20 protein-coding genes are annotated in these 24,734 nt (G+C 67.4%); 9 read left to right on the forward strand and 11 right to left on the reverse strand.

Annotated elements, in window-relative coordinates:
- Nucleotides 1-4: 4 nt before the first annotated feature.
- The 10 genes from CHC02_RS18785 to CHC02_RS18830 form a co-directional block, all read right to left on the reverse strand.
- Nucleotides 5-1,558 (reverse strand): SpoVR family protein, encoded by a 1,554-nt coding sequence (locus CHC02_RS18785; RefSeq protein WP_009615572.1) that lies wholly within the window; start codon nucleotides 1,556-1,558, stop codon nucleotides 5-7.
- Nucleotides 1,555-2,826, reverse strand: coding sequence for a YeaH/YhbH family protein (locus CHC02_RS18790; protein WP_089392963.1), 1,272 nt, complete (start codon nucleotides 2,824-2,826; stop codon nucleotides 1,555-1,557). Before CHC02_RS18790 ends, CHC02_RS18785 begins: the two co-directional genes overlap by 4 nt.
- 106 nt (nucleotides 2,827-2,932) lie before the next feature.
- Nucleotides 2,933-4,855: a PrkA family serine protein kinase gene (locus CHC02_RS18795; RefSeq protein ID WP_009615576.1), complete on the reverse strand. Its 1,923-nt coding sequence runs from the start codon at nucleotides 4,853-4,855 to the stop codon at nucleotides 2,933-2,935.
- Nucleotides 4,856-5,130: 275 nt separating this feature from the next.
- Nucleotides 5,131-5,460 (reverse strand): thiosulfate sulfurtransferase GlpE, encoded by a 330-nt coding sequence (gene glpE / locus CHC02_RS18800; protein ID WP_089392964.1) that lies wholly within the window; start codon nucleotides 5,458-5,460, stop codon nucleotides 5,131-5,133.
- A 13-nt stretch (nucleotides 5,461-5,473) separates the two neighbouring features.
- The gene (locus CHC02_RS18805; protein ID WP_089392965.1) at nucleotides 5,474-6,298 is read right to left on the reverse strand and encodes a symmetrical bis(5'-nucleosyl)-tetraphosphatase; all 825 of its coding nucleotides are present in this window, start codon (nucleotides 6,296-6,298) and stop codon (nucleotides 5,474-5,476) included.
- Nucleotides 6,298-6,678, reverse strand: a complete 381-nt coding sequence (gene apaG, locus CHC02_RS18810; RefSeq protein ID WP_089392966.1) for a Co2+/Mg2+ efflux protein ApaG — start codon at nucleotides 6,676-6,678, stop codon at nucleotides 6,298-6,300. The genes CHC02_RS18805 and apaG overlap by 1 nt, the downstream gene beginning before the upstream one ends.
- 28 nt (nucleotides 6,679-6,706) lie before the next feature.
- Entirely contained in the window at nucleotides 6,707-7,513 is an 807-nt protein-coding gene (rsmA, locus tag CHC02_RS18815) for a 16S rRNA (adenine(1518)-N(6)/adenine(1519)-N(6))-dimethyltransferase RsmA (protein WP_089392967.1), read from the reverse strand.
- A 100-nt stretch (nucleotides 7,514-7,613) separates the two neighbouring features.
- Nucleotides 7,614-8,609 (reverse strand): 4-hydroxythreonine-4-phosphate dehydrogenase PdxA, encoded by a 996-nt coding sequence (gene pdxA, locus CHC02_RS18820; RefSeq protein ID WP_089392968.1) that lies wholly within the window; start codon nucleotides 8,607-8,609, stop codon nucleotides 7,614-7,616.
- 133 nt (nucleotides 8,610-8,742) lie between these two features.
- A complete protein-coding gene (locus tag CHC02_RS18825) occupies nucleotides 8,743-10,035 on the reverse strand; it encodes a peptidylprolyl isomerase (protein ID WP_089392969.1) in 1,293 nt (430 codons plus the stop codon).
- Nucleotides 10,016-12,820, reverse strand: coding sequence for an LPS-assembly protein LptD (locus tag CHC02_RS18830; RefSeq protein WP_089393008.1), 2,805 nt, complete (start codon nucleotides 12,818-12,820; stop codon nucleotides 10,016-10,018). Before CHC02_RS18830 ends, CHC02_RS18825 begins: the two co-directional genes overlap by 20 nt.
- Before the next feature lie 126 nt (nucleotides 12,821-12,946).
- Between CHC02_RS18830 and CHC02_RS18835 the strand changes: the two genes are divergently transcribed.
- Genes CHC02_RS18835 through CHC02_RS18845 form a run of 3 tightly spaced genes read left to right on the forward strand, consistent with a single transcriptional unit; the run spans nucleotide 12,947 to nucleotide 15,393 of the window.
- Nucleotides 12,947-13,963, forward strand: a complete 1,017-nt coding sequence (locus CHC02_RS18835; protein ID WP_089392970.1) for an aminoglycoside phosphotransferase family protein — start codon at nucleotides 12,947-12,949, stop codon at nucleotides 13,961-13,963.
- Nucleotides 13,960-14,634, forward strand: coding sequence for an N-acetylmuramate alpha-1-phosphate uridylyltransferase MurU (gene murU, locus CHC02_RS18840; protein ID WP_089392971.1), 675 nt, complete (start codon nucleotides 13,960-13,962; stop codon nucleotides 14,632-14,634). The genes CHC02_RS18835 and murU overlap by 4 nt, the downstream gene beginning before the upstream one ends.
- A complete protein-coding gene (locus tag CHC02_RS18845) occupies nucleotides 14,635-15,393 on the forward strand; it encodes a DnaJ domain-containing protein (protein WP_089392972.1) in 759 nt (252 codons plus the stop codon).
- A 15-nt stretch (nucleotides 15,394-15,408) separates the two neighbouring features.
- Here the strand turns inward: CHC02_RS18845 and CHC02_RS18850 are convergent, their stop codons facing one another.
- Nucleotides 15,409-16,449, reverse strand: coding sequence for an alpha/beta hydrolase family protein (locus tag CHC02_RS18850; RefSeq protein WP_089392973.1), 1,041 nt, complete (start codon nucleotides 16,447-16,449; stop codon nucleotides 15,409-15,411).
- A gap of 142 nt (nucleotides 16,450-16,591) precedes the next feature.
- Between CHC02_RS18850 and CHC02_RS18855 the strand changes: the two genes are divergently transcribed.
- The 6 genes from CHC02_RS18855 to CHC02_RS18880 all read left to right on the forward strand — a co-directional run bounded on the left by CHC02_RS18855 (nucleotide 16,592) and on the right by CHC02_RS18880 (nucleotide 24,724).
- Nucleotides 16,592-19,009 (forward strand): PAS domain-containing sensor histidine kinase, encoded by a 2,418-nt coding sequence (locus CHC02_RS18855; protein WP_089392974.1) that lies wholly within the window; start codon nucleotides 16,592-16,594, stop codon nucleotides 19,007-19,009.
- Between the two features lie 37 nt (nucleotides 19,010-19,046).
- Nucleotides 19,047-19,676, forward strand: coding sequence for a response regulator (locus CHC02_RS18860; protein WP_089392975.1), 630 nt, complete (start codon nucleotides 19,047-19,049; stop codon nucleotides 19,674-19,676).
- Between the two features lie 143 nt (nucleotides 19,677-19,819).
- Entirely contained in the window at nucleotides 19,820-20,857 is a 1,038-nt protein-coding gene (locus tag CHC02_RS18865) for an ABC transporter substrate-binding protein (protein ID WP_089393009.1), read from the forward strand.
- Between the two features lie 235 nt (nucleotides 20,858-21,092).
- Nucleotides 21,093-22,202, forward strand: coding sequence for an ABC transporter ATP-binding protein (locus CHC02_RS18870; protein ID WP_089392976.1), 1,110 nt, complete (start codon nucleotides 21,093-21,095; stop codon nucleotides 22,200-22,202).
- Between the two features lie 41 nt (nucleotides 22,203-22,243).
- Complete coding sequence (locus CHC02_RS18875; protein ID WP_089392977.1) at nucleotides 22,244-23,302, forward strand: ABC transporter substrate-binding protein; 1,059 nt, start codon at nucleotides 22,244-22,246, stop codon at nucleotides 23,300-23,302.
- 174 nt (nucleotides 23,303-23,476) lie between these two features.
- Complete coding sequence (locus CHC02_RS18880; RefSeq protein WP_089392978.1) at nucleotides 23,477-24,724, forward strand: ABC transporter permease; 1,248 nt, start codon at nucleotides 23,477-23,479, stop codon at nucleotides 24,722-24,724.
- Nucleotides 24,725-24,734 lie beyond the last annotated feature (10 nt).

The raw sequence follows: 24,734 nt of genomic DNA on the forward strand, positions 1-24,734 counted from the left end.
CCGATCAAATGGGCGGGATGATCAGGTCCAGCCGCGGGTAGCCGTCCTCGTTCTCGCGTTCACCCTTTGGGGGCATGTGGTGGGTCTGCACGACCTGCTCGCCGTTGAGGGTTTCCAGGTGGATGTCGAAGCCCCACAGGCGGTGCAGGTGCTTCATCACGTCCTCGGTGGACTCGCCCAGCGGCTGGCGGTCGTGCTGCTGGTGGCGCAGGGTCAGGGAGCGGTCGCCGCGGCGGTCGACGTTCCAGATCTGCACGTTGGGCTCGCGGTTGCCCAGGTTGTACTGCGCCGCGAGGGTCTCGCGGATCTTGCGGTAGCCGTCGTCGTCGTGGATGGCGTCGACCAGCAGGTCGTCCTTCTGGTCGTCGTCGAGGATGCTGAACAGCTTGAACTCGCGGATCACCTTGGGCGAGAGGAACTGCAGCACGAAGCTCTCGTCCTTGAAGCTCTTCATGGCGAACTTCAGGGTGGCCAGCCAGTCGCTGCCGGCGATGTCCGGGAACCAGCGGCGGTCTTCCTCGGTGGGTTCCTCGCAGATGCGGCGGATGTCGCGGTACATGGCGAAGCCCAGGGCATAGGGGTTGATGCCGCTGTAGTAGGGGCTGTCGAAGCCGGGCTGGTAGACCACGCTGGTGTGGTACTGGAGGAACTCCATCATGAAGCCGTCGGTGACCAGGCCCTCGTCGTAGAGGTCGTTGATCAGGGTGTAGTGCCAGAAGGTCGCCCAGCCTTCGTTCATCACCTGGGTCTGGCGCTGCGGGTAGAAGTACTGCGCCACCTTGCGCACGATGCGCACCACCTCGCGCTGCCAGGGCTCCAGCAGCGGGGCGTTCTTCTCGATGAAGTAGAGGATGTTCTCCTGCGGCTCGCTGGGGTAGCGCGCCAGTTCCTGTTCCTTGTCCTTGCCGGCGGCGCGCGGGATGGTCCGCCACAGGTCGTTGACCTGGCGCTGGATGAGTTCCTCGCGTTCCTTCTGGCGCTGCCGCTCTTCCTCGGCGGAGATCGGGTAGGGCCGCTTGTAGCGGTCGACGCCGTAGTTCATCAGGGCGTGGCAGGAGTCCAGCAGGTCTTCCACCGCGTCGATGCCGTAGCGCTCCTCGCACTGCATGATGTACTGCTTGGCGAACACCAGGTAGTCGATGATGGAGCTGGCGTCGGTCCAGGTGCGGAACAGGTAGTTGCCCTTGAAGAAGCTGTTGTGCCCGTAGCAGGCGTGGGCGATCACCAGCGCCTGCATGCACTGGGTGTTCTCCTCCATCAGGTAGGCGATGCAGGGGTCGGAGTTGATGACGATCTCGTAGGCCAGGCCCATCTGCCCGCGCTTGTAGTTCTTTTCCGTGCTGAGGAAATGCTTGCCATAGGACCAGTGGTTATAGCCGATGGGCATGCCGACCGAGGCGTAGGCGTCCATCATCTGCTCGGCGGTGATGACCTCGATCTGGTTGGGGTAGGTGTCCAGCGCGTAGCGCTCGGCGATACGGCTGATCTCCCGGTCGTACTGGCGGATCAGGTCGAAGGTCCATTCCGACCCGGTGGCGATGGGCTGGCGCTTGCTCATGCGACTAGCCTCCTCTGGAACAGTTCGCGGAACACCGGGTAGATGTCCGCGGCGGAGACGATCTGCTGCTGGGCGAAGCTGTCTTCGAAGGCTTCGCGCACCCGTTCGTACTCGAACCACAGCGCCTGGTGCTCGCGCGGGGTGATCTCGACGTAGGTGTAGTACTGCACGAACGGCATGATCTGTTTCATCAGGATATCGCGGCAGACGGGCGAATCGTCGTTCCAGTTGTCGCCGTCCGAGGCCTGGGCCGCGTAGATGTTCCACTCGTGGGTGGGGTAACGCTCGGCCATGATCTCCTGCATCATCTTCAGCGCGCTGGAGACGATGGTGCCGCCGGTTTCCCGGGAGTAGAAGAACTCTTCCTCGTCCACCTCGCGGGCGCTGGTGTGGTGGCGGATGAACACCACCTCGATCTTCTCGTAGTTCCGCTTGAGGAACAGGTACAGGAGGATGAAGAAGCGCTTGGCGATGTCCTTGGTCGCCTGGGTCATGGAGCCGGACACGTCCATCAGGCAGAACATCACCGCCTGGGAGGTGGGGTTGGGCTGCTTGATCAGCAGGTTGTACTTGAGGTCGAAGGTGTCCAGGAAGGGCACGCGCTCGATGCGCGCGCGCAGGCGGGCGATTTCCTGCTCCAGGTCCTGGATGTCGCCGAGGTTGTCCGGTTCCTCGCGCTTGAGCCGTTCCAGCTCGGCCACGGCGGCGCGCAGCTTGCCGCGGGTGGAGCCGGTCAGGGCGATGCGCCGGGCGTGGGCCGAGCGCAGGGTGCGGACGATGTTGATGCGCGAGGGGTTGCCGTCGTTGCTGATGCCGGCGCGCACGGTCTTGAAGGTGTCGCTGCCGGTGATGTGGCGCTTGACCAGGTTGGGCAGCTCCAGGTCCTCGAACATGAAGTCGAGGAATTCCTCCTGGGTGATCTGGAAGACGAAGTCGTCCATCCCCTCGCCCTGGTTGCTGGCCTTGCCGCCGCCACGGCCACCGCCGCCGCCCTGGGGACGGGCGATGTGCTCGCCGGTGGTGAATTCCTTGTTGCCCGGGTGGACGATGGTCTGCCGCCCGCCACGGCCATGGTGCAGGATGGGTTCGTCGATGTCGCGGCCGGGGATGCTGATCTGCTCGCCGTGCTCCATGTCGGTGATGGAACGCCGGCTGACGGCCTCCTCGACCGCCTTCTTGATGTGCTCACGGTAACGCCGCAGGAAGCGCTGGCGGTTCACCGTGCTCTTGTTCTTGCCGTTCAGACGCCGGTCGATGACATAGCTCATAGGGCCCTCCGGGCCAGCTCCAAGCTCCAAGCGGCAAGCTTCAAGCAAGAGCAGCTGGGCTCTTTGCCTTGACTTGCAGCTTGAAGCTTGGCGCTTGTGGCTGCTTTTACTGCGACTTACGTACCCGCAGATACCATTCCGACAGCAGGCGTACCTGTTTCTCGGTGTAGCCGCGCTCGACCATGCGCCGGACGAAGTCGTTGTGTTTCTGCTGGTCCTCCTTGCTGGCCTTGGCGTTGAAGCTGATGACCGGCAGCAGGTCCTCGGTGTTGGAGAACATTTTCTTCTCGATCACCACGCGCAGCTTCTCGTAGGACAGCCAACTGGGGTTCTTGCCGTTGTTGCCGGCGCGGGCGCGCAGCACGAAGTTGACGATTTCGTTGCGGAAATCCTTCGGGTTGCTGATGCCGGCCGGTTTCTCGATCTTCTCCAGTTCCTCGTTGAGGGCGGCGCGGTTGAGGATTTCGCCGGTTTCCGGGTCGCGGTATTCCTGGTCCTGGATCCAGAAGTCGGCGTAGAGCACGTAGCGGTCGAAGATGTTCTGGCCGTATTCGCTGTAGGACTCAAGGTACGCGGTCTGGATTTCCTTGCCGATGAACTCCACGTAGCGCGGCGCCAGGTATTCCTTGATGAAGCGCAGGTAGCGCTCGCGGGTTTCCGGCGGGAACTGTTCCTGCTCGATCTGCTGCTCCAGCACGTAGAGCAGGTGCACCGGGTTGGCCGCCACCTCGTGGGGGTCGAAGTTGAACACCTTGGAGAGGATCTTGAAGGCGAAGCGGGTGGAAAGCCCGGCCATGCCCTCGTCGACCCCGGCGGCATCGCGGTATTCCTGGATCGACTTGGCCTTGGGGTCGGTGTCCTTGAGGTTCTCGCCGTCGTAGACGCGCATCTTCGAGTAGATGTTGGAGTTGTCCGGCTCCTTCAGGCGCGACAGCACGGAGAACTGCGAGAGCATCTTCAGGGTGTCCGGGGCGCAGTGCGCGTGGGCCAGCGAGCTGTTGATCAGCAGCTTGTCGTAGATCTTGATCTCGTCGGTGACGCGCAGGCAGTACGGGACCTTGACGATATAGATACGGTCGATGAAGGCCTCGTTGTTCTTGTTGTTGCGGAAGCTGTGCCACTCCGATTCGTTGGAATGGGCGAGGATGATGCCGCTGTAGGGCAGCCCGCCCAGGCCCTCGGTGCTGTTGTAGTTGCCCTCCTGGGTGGCGGTCAGCAGTGGGTGCAGGACCTTGATCGGCGCCTTGAACATCTCGACGAATTCCATCAGGCCCTGGTTGGCCCGGCACAGCGCGCCCGAGTAGCTGTAGGCGTCGGCGTCGTTCTGCGGGTACTCCTCGAGCTTGCGGATGTCCACCTTGCCCACCAGGGCGGAGATGTCCTGGTTGTTCTCGTCCCCCGGCTCGGTCTTGGCGATGGCGATCTGGTTGAGGATCGACGGGTGCAGCTTGACCACGCGGAACTGGCTGATGTCGCCGCCGAACTCGTTGAGCCGCTTGGTCGCCCACGGCGACATGATCGAGCGCAGGTAGCGCCGCGGGATGCCGTAGTCTTCCTCGAGGATGGCGCCGTCCTCATCGGGGTTGAACAGCCCCAGGGGCGATTCGAACACCGGCGAGCCCTTGATGGCGTAGAAGGGCACCTTCTCCATCAGTTGCTTGAGTTTTTCCGCCAGGGACGACTTGCCGCCGCCCACCGGGCCCAGCAGGTAGATGATCTGTTTCTTCTCTTCCAGGCCCTGGGCCGCATGGCGGAAGAAGGCGACGATCTGGTCGATGCATTCTTCCATGCCGTGGAAGTCGGCGAACGCCGGGTAGCGGCGGATCACCTTGTTGGAAAAGATTCGCGACAGCCGTGGGTCGGTGGAGGTATCCAGCAGTTCCGGCTCGCCGATGGCCATCAGCATGCGCTCGGCCGCGGTGGCATAGGCGGTCTTGTCCTGCTTGCAGATATCCAGGTACTCCTGCAGGGAGTATTCCTCCTGGCGGGTCGCTTCGAAGCGTTCCTGGAAGTGACTGAAAATACTCATGACGTCTCCTCGCTCGATGCATGGAGCCGGCACGGGATCGGTGTGAGTGGGTGCGGACGGGCTGCCAGCGTGGCCGGCGAATTTCCCCCAGAACTCCAACGGTACCTGGCTTGCGCCCTGAACCGCCCCAAATGGTCACTGCCGATTCCCGGAAGCCGGTGGGCCGGCTCTCCCCTTTTGGATGGCCTGAGGAAAAGGATAGTTCGTTATCCGGCCTGTAAAGGGGAATCGGGTGAGAAGTTACAGATTTATTTGTGGAACCCCGGCCAGGCCCCTCAGTCCGCCTGGCCGCTGCTGGTATCCGCGGGATAGACGCTGCGCCACAGCTCGAAGCCGCCGTCGACGCTGTACACGTCGGTGAAGCCCTGCTGGACGAAGTAGGCGGCCGCGCTCTGGCTGGAATTGCCGTGGTAGCAGAACACCAGCAGCGGGGCGTCGAGGTCGGCCTGGCGGATGAAGTCGGCCACCGAGTAGTTGTCGATGTGGCGGGAACCGCTCACGTGGCCCATGGCGTAGCTCTGCGGGTCGCGGATGTCCACCACCTGGGCGCCGGCCTGGCGCAGCTGCTGGGCCTGTTCGGGGGCTATGCGCTTGAATTCGCTCATGTTCTCTACTCTCTCACGCGGCGTTGCCGGCGCAATTGCAGGTGATGCGTTCGCCACTGTCGACGTTCAGCAGGGTCATGCTACCGCCCCACACGCAGCCGGTGTCCAGTGCGTAGAGGCCGGGCACGTCGCACTGGCCTTCCAGCGCCGCCCAGTGGCCGAAGATGATCTTGCGCCCGGCGGCCTTGCGCTCGGGGTAGCTGAACCAGGGGGCGTAGCCTTCCGGCGCGGTATCCAGGCCTTCCTTGCTCTTGAGGTCGAGCTTGCCGTCGGGGGTGCAGAAGCGCATGCGGGTGAAGTAGTTGGTGATCACCCGCAGGCGGTCGATGCCGTGCAGCTTCTTGTCCCACTTGGCCGGCTCGTTGCCGTACATGCCTTCGAGGAACAGCGGCAGGCGCTGGTCGTCGCGCAGGGCTTCCTCCACCTCGGCGGCGCGCTGCAGGGACTTCTCGATGCTCCACTGCGGCGGGATGCCGGCATGCACCAGGGTGATGTCGCGCTCGGCGTCGTGGTGCACCAGCGGCATGTTGCGCAGCCAGTCGAGCAGGTCGTCGCGCTCCGGCGCCTCGAGGATCTCGCGCAGGGTGTCGGCCTTCTTCAGGCGCTCGGCGTTGCAGGCCACTGCCAGCAGGTGCAGGTCGTGGTTGCCCAGCACGCAGACCACCGAATCGCGCATGGCGTAGAGGTAGCGCAGGGTTTCCAGCGACTGCGGGCCGCGGTTGACCAGGTCGCCGACCAGCCACAGCTTGTCGCGGGCGGGGTCGAAGGCCACGCGCTGCAGCAGCTGCTTGAGCGGTTCCAGGCAACCCTGCAGGTCGCCCACGGCGTAGGTGGCCATCAGTGCAGCGCCCCCGGCACGGCGAGGCGGAATACGGGGATATCGGCGTCGAAATGATGGCCATCTGCCGCGACCATCTGGTAACTGCCGGACATGCTGCCCACCTTGGTGGCCAGCACGGTGCCACTGGTGTAGGTATGGCTGGCGCCCGGCTCGATCAGCGGCTTCTCGCCCACCACGCCGGCGCCGCGCACTTCCTGCACGTGGCCGTCGCCGTCGGTGATGATCCAGTGGCGGCTGAGCAGCTTGGCCGCCTGCTCGCCCTGGTTGTGGATGGTCACCGTGTAGGCGAAGACGTAGCGCTGCTGCTCCGGCTGCGATTGCTCGGGCAGGTGGCGGGTGGTGACGCTGACGCAAATCTGGTATCGGGGATCGCTCATGCTCGGCTCGGGCGTCTCGTCGAGGGTTTCACTGCTCGGGGGCCAGTTCCGCCAGGCGGTTGGCCAGGCGCACGAAGTCGGCCACGTCCAGCTGCTCCGGGCGCAGGCTGGGGTCGACGCCGGCGGCTTCGATGTCTTCGATGGACATCAGGCTGCGCAGGGTGTTGCGCAGGGTCTTGCGGCGCTGGTTGAAGGCTTCGCGGACGATGCGTTCGAGCAGGCGGTGGTCCTTGGCCGGGTGCGGCAGCTCGGCGTACGGCGCCAGGCGGACGATGGCCGATTCCACCTTGGGCGGCGGGTTGAAGGCGCCCGGGCCGACGGTGAACAGGTAGTCCACCTTGCAGAAGTACTGGACCATGATCGACAGCCGGCCCCAGTCGCCGCCGCCGGGCTCGGCCGCCAGGCGCTCGACCACTTCCTTCTGCAGCATGAAGTGCATGTCCTGGATGATCCCGGCGTGCTCCAGCAGGTGGAAGATCAGCGGCGTGGAGATGTTGTAGGGCAGGTTGCCCACCACCCGCAGCTTCTCGCCGGCCTGGGGCAGGGTGGCGAAGTCGAACTTCAGGGCGTCGCCCTGGTGCAGGCGGAAGTTCGGCTTGAGGCCGAAGCGCCACTTCAACTGCGGGATCAGGTCGAGGTCGAGCTCGATCACGTCGAGCTGCGCGCCGCTGTCCACCAGGCCCTCGGTGAGGGCGCCCTGGCCCGGGCCGATCTCCAGCAGGTGCTGGCCTTCCTTGGGCGCGATGGCGCGCAGGATGCGGTGGATCACCCCGGCGTCATGCAGGAAGTTCTGGCCGAAGCGCTTGCGCGCGCGATGTTGGAAAAGCTCGGACATAAAGGCGGCTCCAGGCTTCAAGCTGCAAGCGACAAGCAAGAGCCAAAGCGGTGTTCAAAAGGAGAAAAGTTTACCAGTTAGCTCCGCTTGCCGCTTGCCGCTACTGGCTGCCGGCGGCCGCCATCTGATAGGCCGTCTCCAGCGCCACCTGCAGGCTGCCGCCGTCGATGCGGGCGGTGCCGGCCAGGTCCAGGGCGGTGCCGTGGTCCACCGAGGTGCGGATGATCGGCAGGCCCAGGGTGACGTTCACCGCCGCGCCGAAGCCCTTGTACTTGAGCACCGGCAGGCCCTGGTCGTGGTACATGGCCAGCACGGCGTCGCAGTGTTCCAGGTGCTTGGGGGTGAACAGGGTGTCGGCCGGCAGCGGGCCGACCAGTTGCATGCCCTCGGCGCGCAGGCGCTCCAGGGTGGGCTCGATGACGTCGATTTCCTCGTGGCCCAGGTGGCCGCCCTCGCCGGCGTGGGGGTTGAGGCCGCAGACCAGGATGCGCGGCTCGGCCAGGCCGAACTTGTCGCGCAGGTCGGCGTGGAGGATGCGGGCGACGCGCTCCAGGCGTTCCGGGGTGATGGCGTCCGCCACCTCGCGCAGCGGCAGGTGGGTGGTCACCAGCGCCACGCGCAGGCCACGGGTGGCGAGCATCATCACCACCTGCGGGGTGTGCGTCAGCTCGGCAAGGAACTCGGTGTGCCCGGAGAAGGCCACGCCGCCTTCATTGATCACGCCCTTGTGCACCGGCGCGGTGATCATCCCGGCGAAGGTGCCGTCCAGGCAGCCCTGGCCGGCGCGGGTCAGGGTTTGCAGCACATAGCCGGCGTTGGCCGGGTCGAGCTGGCCGGCCTGCACCGGCGCCCCCAGCGGGGTGTCCCAGACGTAGAGCGCTCCGGCCGGGGCGGGCGCCTGTGGCCACTGGCCAGGGCCGGTCTCCAGCAACTGGATGTCCAGGCCCAGCAGGGCGGCGCGCTCGGCCAGCATCTGCCGGCTGGCGATGGCCACCAGCGGGTGCGGCTGAACCTCGCGGGACAGCAGCAGGCACAGGTCCGGGCCGATGCCGGCCGGCTCTCCGGGGGTCAGGGCGAATGGCTTGGGGGCTTGCATGGCGGTGTCTCTGGGGCATCGGCCGCACCGGGCGGCCGGGGTTGTTCGGTATGGGCCCACTCTACGCCGAAGCGTGGCGCGGGCAAAAAAGAAACCCGGCCTTGGGGCCGGGTTCCTGTGTCGCTTGCGGGGCTTACAGTTTGATCTCGACGTAGGCTTCGTCGCGGATCTGCCGCAGCCAGGCCTGCAGTTCCTCGTCGTACTTGCGGTTGCGCAGGACCTGGGCGGCCTGCTGCTCGCGGAACTTGTCGCTGCTGTCGGTGGCGCGGCGACCGAGGACTTCCAGGATGTGCCAGCCGAACGGCGAGCGGAACGGCTTGGACAGCTGGTTCTGGGGGATGCTGTTCATCACGTCGCGGAATTCCGGAACCAGGGACTCCGGGTCGACCCAGTTGAGGTCGCCGCCGTGCAGCGCCGAGCCCGGGTCTTCGGAGAACTGCTTGGCCAGCTTGCCGAAGTCCTCGCCGCCCTGGATGCGCTCGTAGAGCTTCTGCGCCAGCTTCTGGGTTTCCTCTTCGCTGCGGATTTCGCTGGGCTTGAGCAGGATGTGGCGGACATGCACCTCGTCACGCACCATCTTGCTGCCGCCGCGCTTCTCTTCCAGCTTGAGGATGATGAAGCCGCCGGGGGTGCGCACCGGCTCGGTGACGTCGCCCACGGCCAGGCTGCCGACCATGCCGTCGAACGGCGAGGGCAGTTGGGCGGCCTTGCGCCAGCCGATCTCGCCGCCTTCCAGGGCGTTGTCGCCGGCCGAGCGGGAAATCGCCAGCTGGTTGAAGTCGGCGCCCTGCTTGAGCTGCTGGTAGACCTCCTGGGCCTGCCGGCCGGCGGCCTGGAGGGTTTCCGGCGAAGCGCCGTCCGGCACCGGGATGAGGATGTTGGCCAGGCGGTACTCTTCGGAGAGCTGGATCTTGCCCAGGTCCGAGGCCAGGAAGTTCTGCACTTCCTGGTCGCTGACCTGGATGCGCTCGGCCACGCGGCGCTGGCGCACGCGGCTGATGATCATCTCGCGGCGCACCTGCTCGCGGGCGTCGTCGTAGGACAGGCCGTCGCGGGAGAGGGCGGCGCGGAACTGGTCCAGGCTCAGGTTGTTGCGCTGGGCGATGGTGCCCATGGCCTGGTTCAGCTCTTCGTCTGTGATGCGGATGCCGGAGCGCTCGCCGATCTGCAGCTGGATGTCCTCGATGATCAGGCGTTCGAGCACCTGCTGGGTCAGCACGTGCTCGGGCGGCAGCGGCGCGCCGCGCTTCTCGATGGTCTGGCGGACTTCGCGCAGGCGCTGGTCGAGCTGGCTCTGCATGACCACGTCGTTGTCGACGATGGCCACGACGCGGTCCAGCGGGGTGACTTCGGCGTGGGCTGCGGAGCAGGCCAGCAGGGCGCCCAGCATCAGCGGGCGCAGGGCATTACATAGAGCTGTCTTCACGTTGACGATAACCTTGGATGCCTTGGTCGAGGAAGCCTTCGACTTGGTTGCCTACAACGCCGCCAAGGCCCTTCAGGATGATTTGCAGGAAGATGCCGCGGTCGGCCTTCGAATCTGCGGTGATGAACTCGTTGTCGTCGTACTTCAGCCAGTAGCGGTTGACCAGTCGCAGTTTCCAGCAGCAGCTGTCGTACTCGAAGCCGCCCAGGGCCTCGAGGGTACGGTTCTGGTTGTAGTCGTACTGCCAGCGGGCGATGGCGCTCCACTGCGGCACGATCGGCCAGATGACCGAGAAGTCGTGCTGCTCGATCTTGTACTCGTCGCTGTTGTAGCTGAAGCGGCCGAGGTTCGGGTCGAACGACTTGCTGTCCGCGCGGTAGCGGTAGCCGGCGTTGAACACCTTCTGCGGCTCGGCCTCGGGCTGGTAGTGGAACATCACGCTGCCGTTGTCGGTGTGGTGGGTGTTCGGGTTCCAGTTGTAGTCCGAGCTCAGGCGCCAGTCGTGGTTGAAGCGGTAGACGCCCTGCAGGGCGTAGGGCGAGCGCCAGGTGTCCGCATCGGGGTTGTCGATCGGGTTGTTCGGATTCGCCAGGTTGTAGTTGCGGATGTACTTCTCGGTCAGGCCCGGCAGCTGCACGCGGCGGTCGGAGAAGTAGTAGATCTGGCCGGCGCTGACCGAGGCGCGCTCGAAGCCGTTGTCCTCGATGAAGCGCGAGGTGGCGCCCAGGGACAGCTGGTTGGCGTCGCCGATGCGGTCCTTGCCGGTGAAGCGGTTCTCGCGCCACAGCGAGTCGTAGCTGAAGGTGAACTCGCCGGTGTCGAAGGTCGGCAGGTTGTCCTGGTTGCGGTACGGCACGTACAGGTACATGGCGCGCGGCTCCAGGGTCTGGCGGAACTTGGTGCCGCCGAAGCTGGTGTCGCGGTCGAAGTACAGGCCGCCGTCGAGCTTGGCCAGCGGCAGCGAGCGGTCGGGGCTGCTGTCGTAGCTGACTTCGCCGTAGTTGGTCGAGCTGTTGAGCTGCGACTTGCCGGTGCCGTCCAGGTCCAGGTCGTACTTGGTGTACATCGCCTTCAGCGTCGGCGTCAGGAAGCCCCAGCTGCTGGCCATGGGCAGGCTGACACCCGGCTCGAAGTGCGCGCGGTCGCCGGTGGCGCGGGCCAGGCCGGCGATGTTGACGTCCGGGCGCTGGCCGAGGATGGTGCCGTCCTCGTTGAAGTAGACGTCTTCGTCCAGGTTGCGGTCGAAGCGCACCAGTTCGCTGCCGTAGGTGAAGTCCAGGCCGCCCGGGTTGAACGGCAGGCGGCCGTCGAGGGTCAGCTGCGGCAGGCGGTCGTAGGGGGTGACGTCGGTCACGGTGGCCAACTGGTAGGCCTGGGCGTTGAGGCGCGCGGTGAAGCTGTCGCCACGGTAGGTCAGGGCGCCCTGCTGGTTCACGTAGGTCGGCGAGCCCAGGCCCAGGGAAGTGTCCAGGTCCTGGAAGTAGTACGGGTCGCTGATCTTGGTGTAGTCGACCTGCGCCAGCCAGCGCGAATCCAGGCCGCTGGTGTTCTTCCAGCCATACATCCAGCGCTGGTCGGTGAAGTGCGGCTGGTCCTTGCGGTCGTCGTCCTTGTCGTTCAGGTAGGCGGCGGTGACCTGGCCCTCGCTGCTGTGGGTCAGGTAGCGGAACTCGCCTTCCATCATCAGGCCGCGCTTGGCCATGTAGCGCGGGAATAGCGTGGCGTCGTAGTTCGGCGCCAGGTTGAAGTAGTACGGGGTGACCACGAACATGCCGGTGTCGCTGCTGCTGCCCAGGCTGGGCGGCAGGAAGCCGGACTGGCGGCGGTCGTCGATCGGGAAATAGATGTAGGGGGTGTAGAACACCGGAATGTCCTTCACCCGCAGGGTCGCGTTGGTCGCGGTGCCGAAGCCGGTGGCCGGGTTCAGCTTGATGTTGTTGCCCTTGACGTACCAGGAGTTGCTGCCCGGCTCGCAACGGGTGTAGGTGCCGTCCTTGAGCTGGATGATCGCGTCTTCCTGGCGCTTGGCGTAGAGCGCGCTACCGCGGACCTGGGCCTGGTGCATGACGTACTCGGCGTTGTCGATCTTCGCCTCGCCGTTGTCCAGCTGCAGGTCGGCGTGGTCGCCGACGATGAGCGCGCCGTTGTCGCGCAGGCGCACGTTGCCGGCCAGCTCGCCGCGGTTCTCCGCCTGGTGCAGGTTGGCCTCGTCGGCCTCCACCTGCATGCTGCCCTGGCGCAGGACCACGTTGCCGGCCAGGGTGGCGACCTGGCTTTCCTGCTCGTAGCGCGAGACCTTCGCCGAGACGTAGGTCGGGGCCTCGTCACGCGGGGTCTTGTCGTTCATGCCCGGGCGGGTGGGTTCGATGTAGGCGCCGCTGCAGTACGGGCCGACCTCCGCCAACTGGGCGGCGGTGAGCTTCTCCCGCGGGACCCAGTCGAGGTGGCTGTAGTCGGCGCTGCGCGACTTGAGGCCCTTGCCGCCGCTCTCGGTGACCAGCTTCTGCTTGGGCTCTTCGGCGCCGGCAGCCGCGCCGGCGGCGACGGCAGCACCTTCGCCGCTGGCGCTGGAGGGGGTGCTGACCGAGCTTTCGGTATGCTCCGGACGCGGCGGCAGGGCGCTGGCCGGCTGCTGCGAGGCGCAGTCCCAGCTGCCGCCGGAGGGGGTGCAGTTGAACTGTTCGGCCGCCGTGGCGGTCGAGGAAGCGAGCGGCTGCATAGCCAGCAGGCCACCGGTCACCAGTAAGGGAAACTTTCTACGGAACACGGGGAGAATCACTGCCATCTTGTTAATCCGGGCTTCCTGCGAGCCATCGGCCAGATCGGCCATAGCCACTCGATGGGCTCAAAAAGATGCTGGATAATAAAGCATGACCCGCGCAACGGCTAGGGCCGTGGAGAACCCCAAAAGATGTCTGAGGATGCCCGTTACCAGCTTCTGAATCGCTGGTTGGACTCTTGTTTACCCGTAGTGTTCAGTGCCGAGGGATGGGGGGCGGTGCCGCCCGCCGAGCTCACCCCGGCCAGCAGCGACGCCAGCTTCCGCCGCTATTTCCGCTGGCAGGGCGGGGGCCGCACGCTGATCGTCATGGACGCGCCGCCACCCCAGGAGGACTGCCGCCCCTTCGTCAAGGTGGCCGGCATGCTCGCCGAGGCCGGGGTGCACGTGCCGCGGATTCTCGCCCAGGACCTGGAGCAGGGCCTGCTGCTGCTCGACGACCTGGGTCGCCAGACCTACCTGGACGTGCTCAACCCGCAGAATGCCGAGGAACTCTTCGAGGACGCCCTGGACGCCCTGGTGGCCTTCCAGCGGGTGCCGGCCGAAGGCCGCCTGCCGGCCTACGACGAGGCGCTGCTGCGCCGCGAGCTGGGCCTGTTCCCCGAGTGGTACCTGGGCCGTCACCTGGGCATCGAGCTGCAAGGCGAGCAACTGGCGCGCTGGCAGCGCACCTGCGACCGCCTGGTGGCCAGCGCGCTGGAGCAGCCGCGGGTGCTGGTGCACCGTGACTACATGCCGCGCAACCTGATGCTCAGCGAGCCGAACCCCGGCATCCTGGATTTTCAGGATGCCGTCTACGGGCCGGTGACCTACGACGTCACCTGCCTGTACAAGGACGCCTTCCTCAGCTGGCCCGAGCCGCGCGTGCACGACGGCCTCAGCCGCTACTGGCGCAAGGCCCGGGCCGCCGGCATTCCGCTGCCGCCGACCTTCGAGGAATTCTTCCGCGCCAGCGATCTGATGGGCGTGCAGCGCCACCTGAAGGTGATCGGCATCTTCGCGCGCATCTGTCACCGCGACGGCAAGCCGCGCTACCTGGGCGACATGCCGCGTTTCTTCCGCTACTTCGACAGCGTCGTCGCCCGCCGGCCCGAGCTGGCCGACCTGGGTGCGCTGCTCGCCGGGCTGCCGCAACCGGTGGCGCCATGAAGGCGATGCTCCTCGCCGCCGGCAAGGGCGAGCGCCTGCGCCCGCTGACCCTGCACACGCCCAAGCCGCTGGTGCCGGCCGGCGGCCGGCCGCTGATCGAGCACCAGTTGCTGGCCCTGCGCCGCGCCGGTTTCCACGACCTGGTGATCAACCACGCCTGGCTGGGGCAGCAGATCGAGGACTACCTCGGCGATGGCTCGGGCTTCGGCGTCGGCATCCGCTATTCCGCCGAGGGCGAGCCGCTGGAGACCGGCGGCGGCATCTTCCGGGCCCTGCCGCTGCTCGGCGAGGCGCCCTTCGCCCTGGTCAACGGCGACATCTGGACCGACTTCGATTATGCGCGCCTGCAGGGCGCGCTGGCCGAGGGCGACCTGGCGCACCTGGTCCTGGTGGACAACCCGGGGCACAACGCCCGCGGTGACTTCCGCCTGGAGGACGGGCGCGCCAGCGACTACCGCGAGGGCGAACCCAGCTACACCTACAGCGGCATCGCCGTGCTGCACCCGGCGCTGTTCGACGGCTGCACGGGCGGCGCCTTCAAGCTGGCGCCGCTGCTGCGCGAGGCCATGGCGGCCGGGCGCGTCAGCGGCGAGCTGCACCGCGGGCGCTGGGTGGACGTCGGCACCCACGAGCGCCTGGCCGAAGTCGAACGTCTGCTGGCGGCCGGCTGAATGTTCTGGCCGGGCACCCTGATAGGCATAGTCGCCGGCTGGGCGCTGGCGAGCATCCCCGGGGCCATGCTCGGCGGCCTGCTCGGGCAGGTGCTCGACCGTCGCCTGCGCCGGCGCGGCTGGCGCGAGCTCCTCGACGAACTGCGCGGCGGCGCGCGGGTGTCGGAGGAGGAGCTGCTGTTCCTCCTGCTCGGCCGCCTGGCCAAGAGCCGTGGCCGCGTGCTGGACGCGCACATCCAGCAGGCCCGCGCAGAGATGCTGCGCATGGGCCTGGACGAGCCCGGGCGGCTGCGCGCCATCGACGCCTTCGGGCGCGGCAAGCAGGGCGGGCCGCGCCTGGAGGAGGGCATCGGCCAGTACCGCGGCCAGCGGCCGAGCGTCGACGGCCTGCTGCAGGCCTGCTGGCGCATGGCCTGGGCGGCCGGCGCGCCGAGCGCGGCGGAGAAGGCACTGATCCTGCGCTGGGGCGAGGGCTTCGGCCTGCCGCGCGCCACCGTGCTGTCCCTGGCCGCCGGCGCCGAGGCCCTGCGCGCGCCGCCGAGCCGGACGCAAAGCTATCGCCAGGCCCTGCGCCTGCTGGGGGTGGAGGACGACAGCCCGGTGGAGGAGATCAAGCGCGCCTACCGCCGCCTGATCAGCCAGCACCACCCGGACAAGCTGGCCGGCGCCGGCGAGGCGCGCATCGCCGCCGCCACTGAGAAGACCCGCGAGATCCAGCAGGCCTATGCCCTGGTCCGCGAGCGCCGCGGTTTCCGCTAGGGCTCGGGGGCCGGTTTACTCGGCCGGCGCCTGCTTGATGCGCAGCGACAGCCAGCCGCGGATGCGCCGGTAGAGCTGGTCCTGCTCGGTGGCGCGGTCGGCCGGCAGGGCGTTCATGCCGACCTGCACGTAGGTCTTGCCGGTCTCGCGCCGGCTTGCCTGCAGGCGGGCCTTGGCGGCGTCACGGTCCACGCGCCTGTCCTTGTAATAGAAGTCGCCGGTGGCCAGTTGCAGGCGCGGCACCATGTCCTCCAGCGGCGGGCGGAAGTCCCGCGGCACCTCGGCGTCGACGATCAGCAGGTTGTGCACCTCGCCGGGCTCGCGCTCGGCCAGGTAGCGCGCCGCCCAGTAGGCGCCGGTGCCGTGGCCGAGAAGGACGATGCTCCTGGGCTTGCCCTGCAGGGCGAAGTCGAGGCCGGCCTGGATGCGTGCCATGATCCGCTCGGCATAGGCCTTGCGCCGCTCGATGGCCGCATCCGGCGCCGGTGGCGCCTCGCTGCTGGCCTGGGCCGGCTCGCCGCTGCCGGCCTCGGCGGTGCTTTCCGGGGTGGGCGTGGCGGCGCCGGCTTCGCCCTGGACGTCCTTGCTGCTGGCGCCGGCATCGCTGTCGGCGGCGGCCTTGTCCGGGCTTTCCTTGCGCGGCACCGGCTGGCTGTCCTGCGGGTCGGGCAGGCTGAGGGCGAGGCTCTGCCAGCCGGCATCGGGCAGCTTGCGCCGCAGCGGGCCCACGGCCACCGGCCAGTCGGGGTTCTCGCCATCGCCGGGGACGATGATCACCACGCCCTCGGCCTGGGGCGCGTTGGCCGGCAGCCACAGGGCGAGGAAGCTTTCCTCGCCGGCCTGCAAGGTCTGTTGCTGCTTCTGCGGCAGGCGCTGCTGCAGGGCGCTGGCCTCGTCCTGGCTGCGTTCCTCCAGGGCCGGGCGCTCGGGCGTCGCCGGCGCCACGGCCGGGCCGGGCGGGCTGGCCGGTGCGTCTTCGGCCCAGCCCGGCGCCAGGGGCGCCAGGCTCAGGGCCAGGCAGAGGGCGAGGCGGGTAGGCTGTGCGGGACGGGGCATGGGGCGGGTTCCTTGCGTGGCTCGGGCAGGCCTGGCAAAGCGGCCAGACTAATGCCTTGTTCCTGGTTTGTCAGGCGCCGGCCTTACCGGGTTCCCCCCGCCATGGGGTAATGTAGGCGCGCTTTTTTCTCGGGGAGCGGGCATGGGACGACTGTGGTGGAGCGCCGTGGCGGCGTTCCTGTTGTGCATTCCATTGTGGGGCGCGGCGCAGGAGGTGCCGGCCGGCGTGCCCCTGGACGCCGCCCAGCGCGCCTGGCTGCAGGCGCACCCGCAGCTGCGCGTCGGCGTGGTCCTGGATGCGCCCTACGCCCAGCAGGACCGGCGCCTGCAGCAGCTCTCCGGCGCCCACGTCGAGCTGCTCGACTGGATCGCCAACGCGCTGCAGGTGAGCCTGCAGTGGCGCGTCTATGCCGACCAGGACGAGCTGGAGCGTGCCGCGCGCGCCGGCGAGGTCGACCTGGCGCCGGGGCTCGGCCAGACCCCCGGCAGCCTGCGCGACTGGCTGTTCTCCGACCCCTACCTGCGGGTGCCGCGCCTGCTCATCGGCTTCCGCGACGGCCCCGGCTCCATCGAGCTGGAGCGCCTGGGCGAACTCGAACCCGTGGCGTTGCGCGGCCCGGGGCCGGTGTCCGACTACCTGCGCGGGACCTACCCTAGCCTCGCCCTGCAACTCACCGACAGCGACCGCGAAGCCCTGCGCCGGGTGCTCGGCCAGGACGCCGGCTATGCGGTGGTCGACGAGGCGCACCTGGCCCGCCTCAGCCGCGAGGTCGAGTTCTCCGGTTTCCGCGTGGTGGCCGACATCGGTTATCCACAGCTGCTGCGCCTGGCCACCCGCCGCGACCTGCCGGAACTGGCCGGTATCCTCGACGCCAGCCTGCGCGCCCTGCCGGCCAAGCAGCTGGATCAGTTGCACGAGCGCTGGCTGCAGCCGCAGTACCCGCGCCTGGGGCAGTCCCCCGGCTTCTGGCAGAACCTCTGCATCCTCCTCGGCCTGCTGCTGGTCCTGGCCCTGGCCACCGCGCTCTGGCTGCGCCGCCAGCGCAACGCGCTGGAGCAGCGCCTGCTCGCCGCGCGCCGCGACATGGAGCTGCGCCAGGCGGCCGAGGAAGCCCTGCGCCTGACCCAGTTCGCCATCGACAGCAGCACCGTGGGCATCCTCTGGGTCAACTGGGACAGCCACGTGCGCTATGCCAACCGCGCCGCCGAGGACATGCTCGGCTACGCCCCCGGCGAGGTGATCGAGCGCCCCCTGGCGGACTTCGAACCCAGCCTGGGCATGGACGCCTGGCTCGACCTCTGGCGCCGCGCGCGCAACAGCGAAGAGGGCCCGCTGAGCTTCGAAAGCCACCTGCGCCGCGCCGACGGCCAGTGGCTGCCGGCGGAGGTGTCGCTGAGCTTCCTGCGCTTCGGCGGCTCGGAATACCTGCTGGTGTTCCTCAACGATGCCACCGAGCGCCGCCGCGCCCGCGCCGCCCTGGAAGAGAGCGAAGCGCGCCTGCAGGGCATCGCCGCCAACGTCCCCGGCCTGGTGTTCCGCCTGGAACCCAGCGCCCCGGGCGGCTCCGACTTCGCCCACCTCAGCTTCATCAGCGGCGGCAGCGAGGCCTCGCTGGGCTATTCCCCCGGCTACCTGCGCGAAAGCGGCCTGGGCATCCTCGGCCTGGTGCACCCGCAGGACCGCGACGGCTACCTGGCCAGCCAGCTGGAAGCGGTGGCCGGCGGCAAGAACTGGCATTGGCAGGGGCGCATCCTCACCCGCTCCGGCGAGCCGCGCTGGGTGGACATCAAGGCCACCGCCCGGCACCTGGAGGACGGCCGGCTGGCCTGGGACGGCGTGGTCTGGGACATCAGCGAGAACAAGCAGATCGAACTGGAGCTGGCGCAATCACGGGCGCAGTTGCGCGAGCTGTCGGCGCACCTGGAGAGCGTGCGCGAGGAAGAGAAGGCGCGCATCGCCCGGGAAGTGCACGACGAGCTGGGCCAGGTGCTGACCGTGCTCAAGCTGGAGACCTCCATGTGCGAGCTGGGCTACGGCGAGCTGGACCCGGGCCTGAGCGAACGCCTGGGCAACATGAAGAAGCTCATCGCGCAACTGTTCCAGCTGGTGCGCGACGTGGCCTCGGCCCTGCGCCCGCCGATCCTCGACGCCGGCATCGGCTCTGCGCTGGAGTGGCAGGCGCGGCGCTTCGAGACGCGCACCGGCATCCCCTGCCTGGTGGAGGTGCCGGAGAACCCGCCGCGCCTCGGCGACGCCAAGGCCATCGGGCTGTTCCGCATCCTCCAGGAGGCGCTGACCAATGTCATGCGCCACGCACAGGCGCATACTGTCGAACTCGCCCTGCGGGTGGAGGGCGACGAACTCTGCCTGAGCATCAGCGACGATGGTCGCGGCTTCGATACCGCGGCGGCCTGGGGCGGCAGCTCCTTCGGCCTGGTCGGCATGCGCGAGCGCGTGCTGATGCTCGGCGGCGAGCTGGAGATCGACAGCCAGCCGGGGGAGGGCAGCAGCCTGCGGGTGCGCGTGCCGCTGGATGCGGGGGAATTGCCGGAGGCGTGAAGGGCCGGCGCGGTTTTGTCTGTTCGGGGAGGGCAGCGTGATTCGAGTACTGGTGGCCGAAGACCACACCATCGTCCGCGAGGGCATCAAGCAACTGATCGGCATGGCCAAGGACCTGCAGGTGGTGGGCGAGGCCACCAACGGCGAGCAGTTGCTCGAAACCCTGCGCCAGGTGCCCTGCGAGGTGGTCCTGCTGGACATCTCCATGCCCGGCATGAACGGCCTCGAGGCCATCCCGCGGATCCGCGCGCTGAGCGAGCCGCCGGCGATCCTCATGCTGTCCATGCACGACGAGGTGCAGATGGCCGCCCGCGCGCTGAAGATCGGCGCCGCCGGCTACGCCACCAAGGACAGCGACCCGGCGCTGCTGCTCACCGCCATCCGCAAGGTCGCCAGCGGCGGCCGCTACATCGACCCCGAGCTGGCCGACCGCATGGTCTTCGAGGTCGGCCTGACCGACTCGCGGCCGCCCCACGCGCTGCTGTCCGAGCGCGAGTTCTCGGTGTTCGAGCGCCTGGTCAAGGGCGAGGGCGTGAACGAGATCGCCCAGCACCTGGCGGTCAGCAGCAAGACCATCAGCACCCACAAGGCGCGGCTGATGCAGAAGCTCGGCGCGCACTCGGTGGCCGACCTGGTCAAGTACGCGGTGGAGCACAAGCTGGTCTGAGCCGGTGCGCGGCGGGGTGATTCCGCCGGCGCTTATGTGAGTCCCTTCCGGTTTTTGCAACGCCCGGCTACCTCGCCGGCTGGCGAAAGGGAATCATTGCCCGCTCAGTGGGGTATCTCATCAGAACAAGGAGAAAAGGGATGTTGTTGCGAGCGGTACGGGGCGGGCTGCTGGCCGGCCTGCTGGGGACTGTCGCCACGCCGGCGCTGGCGGACTACGTGACGGTGATTTCCTTCGGTGGGGCCAACAAGGCGGCCCAGGAGAAGGCCTTCTACGAACCCTTCAAGGCGGCCACCGGCACGGCGGTGGTGCATGGCTCCTACAATGGCGACCTGGACAAGCTCAGGCAGATGGTGGAGATCAGCCATGTGTCCTGGGACGTGGTCGAGGTGGAGGCGCCGGAACTGGCCCGCGGTTGCCAGGAAGGGCTGTTCCAGAAGCTCGACCAGCGCCTGATCGGCGACCCCGCCGACTACGTGCCCGGCGCGGTGCAGCCCTGTGGCGTCGGCATCTTCGTCTGGACCACCCTGCTGGCCTACAACCAGGACAGGCTGCAGGGCAGGCCGCAGGGCTGGGCCGACTTCTGGGACCTGAAGAAGTACCCGGGCAAGCGCGGCCTGCGCTGGGGCGCCAAGTACAGCCTGGAATTCGCCCTGATGGCCGACGGCGTGGCGCCCAAGGACGTCTACCAGGTGCTCGGCACCCAGGGCGGCGTCGACCGCGCCTTCCGCAAGCTCGACGAGATCAAGCCCTACATCCACTGGTGGAAGTCCGGCCAGGACCCGGTGCGCGACCTGTCCGACGGCACCGTGGTCATGAGCTCCGCCTACAACGGCCGCATCGCCGCGGCCCAGCCCGAGCAGAAGGGCCTGCGCATGGCCTGGGCCGGCGGCATCTACGACTTCGACTTCTGGGCGCTGCCGTCCGGGGTGTGGAAGAAGGAACTGGCGGAGAAGTTCATCGCCTTCGCCAGCCAGCCGGCGCAGCAGAAGGTCTACGCGCAGAACATCGCCTACGGCCCGACCAACCGCAAGGCGGTGGAACAGCTCGACCCGCAGGTGGCCGCCAACCTGCCCACGGCGCCGGCCAACATGGCCGACGCGCTGGGCATGAACGTGGCTTTCTGGGCCGAGCATGGCGACGCCCTGGAGAAACGCTTCCAGGACTGGGCCAGGCGCTGAGGCGCTGCGCTCCGCTCCGGAGCGCGCAGGCGGTCGCTATTGGATATGCCGGTGTCGCAGCCAGTGCGGCACCGGCTTCCTGCGGCTGATAGCCACACTTTTCGTGTAGGGATCGCCCTACAGACGATCCTCTTCTACCCTTATAACAACTTCTCTTCCCGCCCGATTTGCGCGCACCCCAGGCTTCTCTAGTCTTGCTTCACGGCAATTTCTTACAAATACAAAAGGTGCGGTTATGGCCGAGACTCAGGCGAACGATGTGCTGGTCAGCTTCCGTGGCGTCCAGAAGAGCTACGACGGCGAGACACTCATCGTCAAGGACCTCAACCTGGATATTCGCAAGGGCGAATTCCTCACCCTGCTGGGCCCGTCCGGTTCCGGCAAGACCACCAGCCTGATGATGCTGGCCGGTTTCGAAACCCCCACCTCCGGCGAGATCCAGCTGGCCGGCCGCTCCATCAACAACGTCCCCCCGCACAAGCGCGACATCGGCATGGTGTTCCAGAACTATGCCCTGTTCCCGCACATGACCGTGGCCGAGAACCTGGCCTTCCCGCTGTCGGTGCGCGGCATGAGCAAGACCGACGTGGCCGAGCGCGTCAAGCGCGCGCTGTCCATGGTCCAGCTCGACGCCTTCGGCGGGCGCTACCCGGCGCAACTCTCCGGCGGCCAGCAGCAGCGCGTGGCCCTGGCCCGGGCGCTGGTCTTCGAGCCGCAGCTGGTGCTGATGGACGAACCCCTGGGTGCGCTCGACAAGCAACTGCGCGAGCACATGCAGATGGAGATCAAGCACATCCATCAGCGCCTGGGCGTGACCGTGGTCTACGTGACCCACGACCAGGGCGAGGCGCTGACCATGTCCGACCGCGTGGCGGTCTTCCACCAGGGCGAGATCCAGCAGATCGCACCGCCCCATGAACTCTACGAACACCCGCGCAACTCCTTCGTGGCCAACTTCATCGGCGAGAACAACCGTATCGCCGGGCAGTTGCACAGCCACGACGGTGAGCGCTGCGTGGTGACACTGGCGCGCGGCGAGAAGGTCGAGGCGCTGGCGGTCAACGTCGGCCAGCCCGGCGACGCCGTCAGCCTGTCGATCCGCCCCGAGCGGGTGCGCCTGAACGGGCACAGCGAGAGCTGCGTGAACCGCTTCTCCGGCCGTGTGGCCGAGTTCATCTACCTTGGCGACCACGTGCGCATCCGCCTGGAGGTTTGCGGCCGCACCGATTTCTTCGTCAAGCAGCCGATCGCCGAGCTCGACCCCGCGCTGGGCGTGGGTGATGTGGTACCGCTGGGCTGGGCCGTGGAGCACGTGCGTGCCCTCGACCCGCTCTCGGCGGCCTGATTCGAAGAAAAACAAACCAGCACACTGTGGAGAGAAGAATAATGTCGAAGTCCCCGTTCCACCCGTCGAAGACCGGTCTCAAGCTCGCCGCGCTGACCCTCGGCCTGGCCTGCGCCGCGCAGTCCATGGCGGCCACCGACCTGACCGTGATCTCCTTCGGCGGCGCCAACAAGGATGCCCAGGCCAAGGCCTTCTACCAGCCCTTCGAGAAAGCCACCGGCAACAAGATCGTCGCCGGCGAGTACAACGGCGAGATGGCCAAGGTGAAGGCCATGGTCGACACCAACAGCGTGACCTGGGACCTGGTCGAGGTGGAGTCGCCGGAACTGGCCCGCGGCTGTGACGAAGGCATGTTCGAGGAAATCGACCCGGCCATCCTCGGCAAGGCCGAGGACTACGTTCCGGGTGCCGTGAGCAACTGCGGCGTGGGCTTCTTCGTGTGGTCCACCGTGCTGGCCTACAACGCCGACAAGCTCAAGACCGCCCCCACCGGCTGGGCCGACTTCTGGGACCTGAAGAAGTACCCGGGCAAGCGTGGCCTGCGCAAGGGCGCCAAGTACACCCTGGAGTTCGCCCTGATGGCCGACGGCGTCGCGCCCAAGGACGTGTACAAGGTGCTGGCCACCAAGGAAGGCCAGGACCGCGCCTTCAAGAAGCTCGACGAGATCAAGCCGAGCATCCAGTGGTGGGAAGCCGGCGCCCAGCCGCCGCAGTACCTCGCCTCCGGTGACGTGGTGATGAGCTCGGCCTACAACGGCCGCATCGCCTCGGTGCAGAAGGAAAGCAACCTGAAGGTCGTGTGGAACGGCGGCATCTACGACTTCGACGCCTGGGCCATCCCGAAAGGCAACAAGAAGAAGGAAGAGGCCCTGAAGTTCATCGCCTTCTCGGTCAAGCCCGAGCAGCAGAAGATCTACGCCGAGAACATCGCCTACGGCCCGGTGAACAAGAACACCGTGAGCCTGCTGGACAAGGGCGTGCAGGCCAACATGCCGACCACCCCGGAAAACATCGCCAACCAGGTGGGCATGGACGTGACCTTCTGGGCCGACTACGGCGAGCAGCTGGAACAGCGCTTCAACGCCTGGGCCGCCAAGTAAGGCAGGCCCCGCCGCCCGCACGGGCGGCAACCGCGGCAGCGACGCCACGGCCCGCAGGTCCTGCGGGCCGTTCCCGCCGGGGAAAGCGCCCGGCGCGGCGGCGCTCGCCGTGACACACCCGATACACCACACCTTGGCCGCCCTCGCGGGCGGCCCGTTTTACCGGAGTTCGCTATGGCCACCGCTGTGTCCTTGAACGAGGTCGCCGGCCCCACCCTGAAGCAGCGCCTGGCGCGTGCGGAGCGGATGAACCGCCTGAAGTCCCAGGCGCTGGTCCTGCCGCTGCTGCTGTTCCTCCTGCTGACCTTCCTGGTGCCGATCGCCGCGCTGCTCTACAAGAGCGTGTACAACCCCGAAGTGGTCGGCTCGCTGCCCAAGACGGTCAACGCCATCACCGCCTGGGACGGCAAGTCGCTGCCGCCGGACGCGGTCTACCAGGCCCTGAGCGAAGACCTCTATGCCGCGCGCAAGAACCAGACCATCGGTGACCTCTCCAAGCGCCTGAACATGGAACTGGCCGGCTACCGCAGCCTGATGGCCAAGACCGCCCGCGCCCTGCCGTTCAAGGAGCAACCGGCTTCCTACAAGGACGCCATGGAAAGCCTCGACGAGCGCTGGGGCGATCCGGCCTACTGGCAGGTGATCCGCCGCAACGCCAGCAGCATCACCCCCTATTACCTGCTCGCGGCCCTCGACCACCGCATCGACGACCTCGGCGAACTGGCCCCGGCCACCCCGGACCAGTCCATCTACCTGGACATCTTCGCCCGCACCTTCTGGATGGGCGCGGTGATCACCATCATCTGCCTGCTGCTGGCCTACCCGCTGGCCTACCTGCTGGCCAACCTGCCGACGCGCAAGAGCAACCTGCTGATGATCCTGGTGCTGCTGCCGTTCTGGACCTCCATCCTGGTGCGGGTGGCGGCCTGGATCGTGCTGCTGCAGTCCGGCGGGCTGATCAACGGCGCGCTGCTCAAGCTGGGCCTGATCGACCAGCCGCTGCAACTGGTGTTCAACCGCACCGGCGTGTACATCGCCATGGTGCACATCATGCTGCCGTTCATGATCCTGCCGATCTTCAGCGTGATGAAGAGCATCTCGCCCAGCTACATGCGGGCGGCCATCTCCCTGGGCAGCCACCCGTTCGCCGCCTTCTGGAAGGTCTACTTCCCGCAGACCGTGGCCGGTGTCGGCGCCGGGTGCCTGCTGGTGTTCATCCTGTCGATCGGCTACTACATCACCCCGGCCCTGCTGGGCAGCCCGAACGACCAGATGGTCAGCTACTTCGTCGCCTTCTACACCAACACCACCATCAACTGGGGCATGGCCACGGCCCTGGGCGGCCTGCTGCTGTTCGCCACCCTGGTGCTGTACGTGATCTACGGCTGGCTGGTGGGCGCGAGCCGCCTGCGCCTGGGCTGAGGAGAAAAAG

Source organism: Pseudomonas delhiensis (assembly GCF_900187975.1).
Lineage (GTDB): Bacteria > Pseudomonadota > Gammaproteobacteria > Pseudomonadales > Pseudomonadaceae > Pseudomonas > Pseudomonas delhiensis.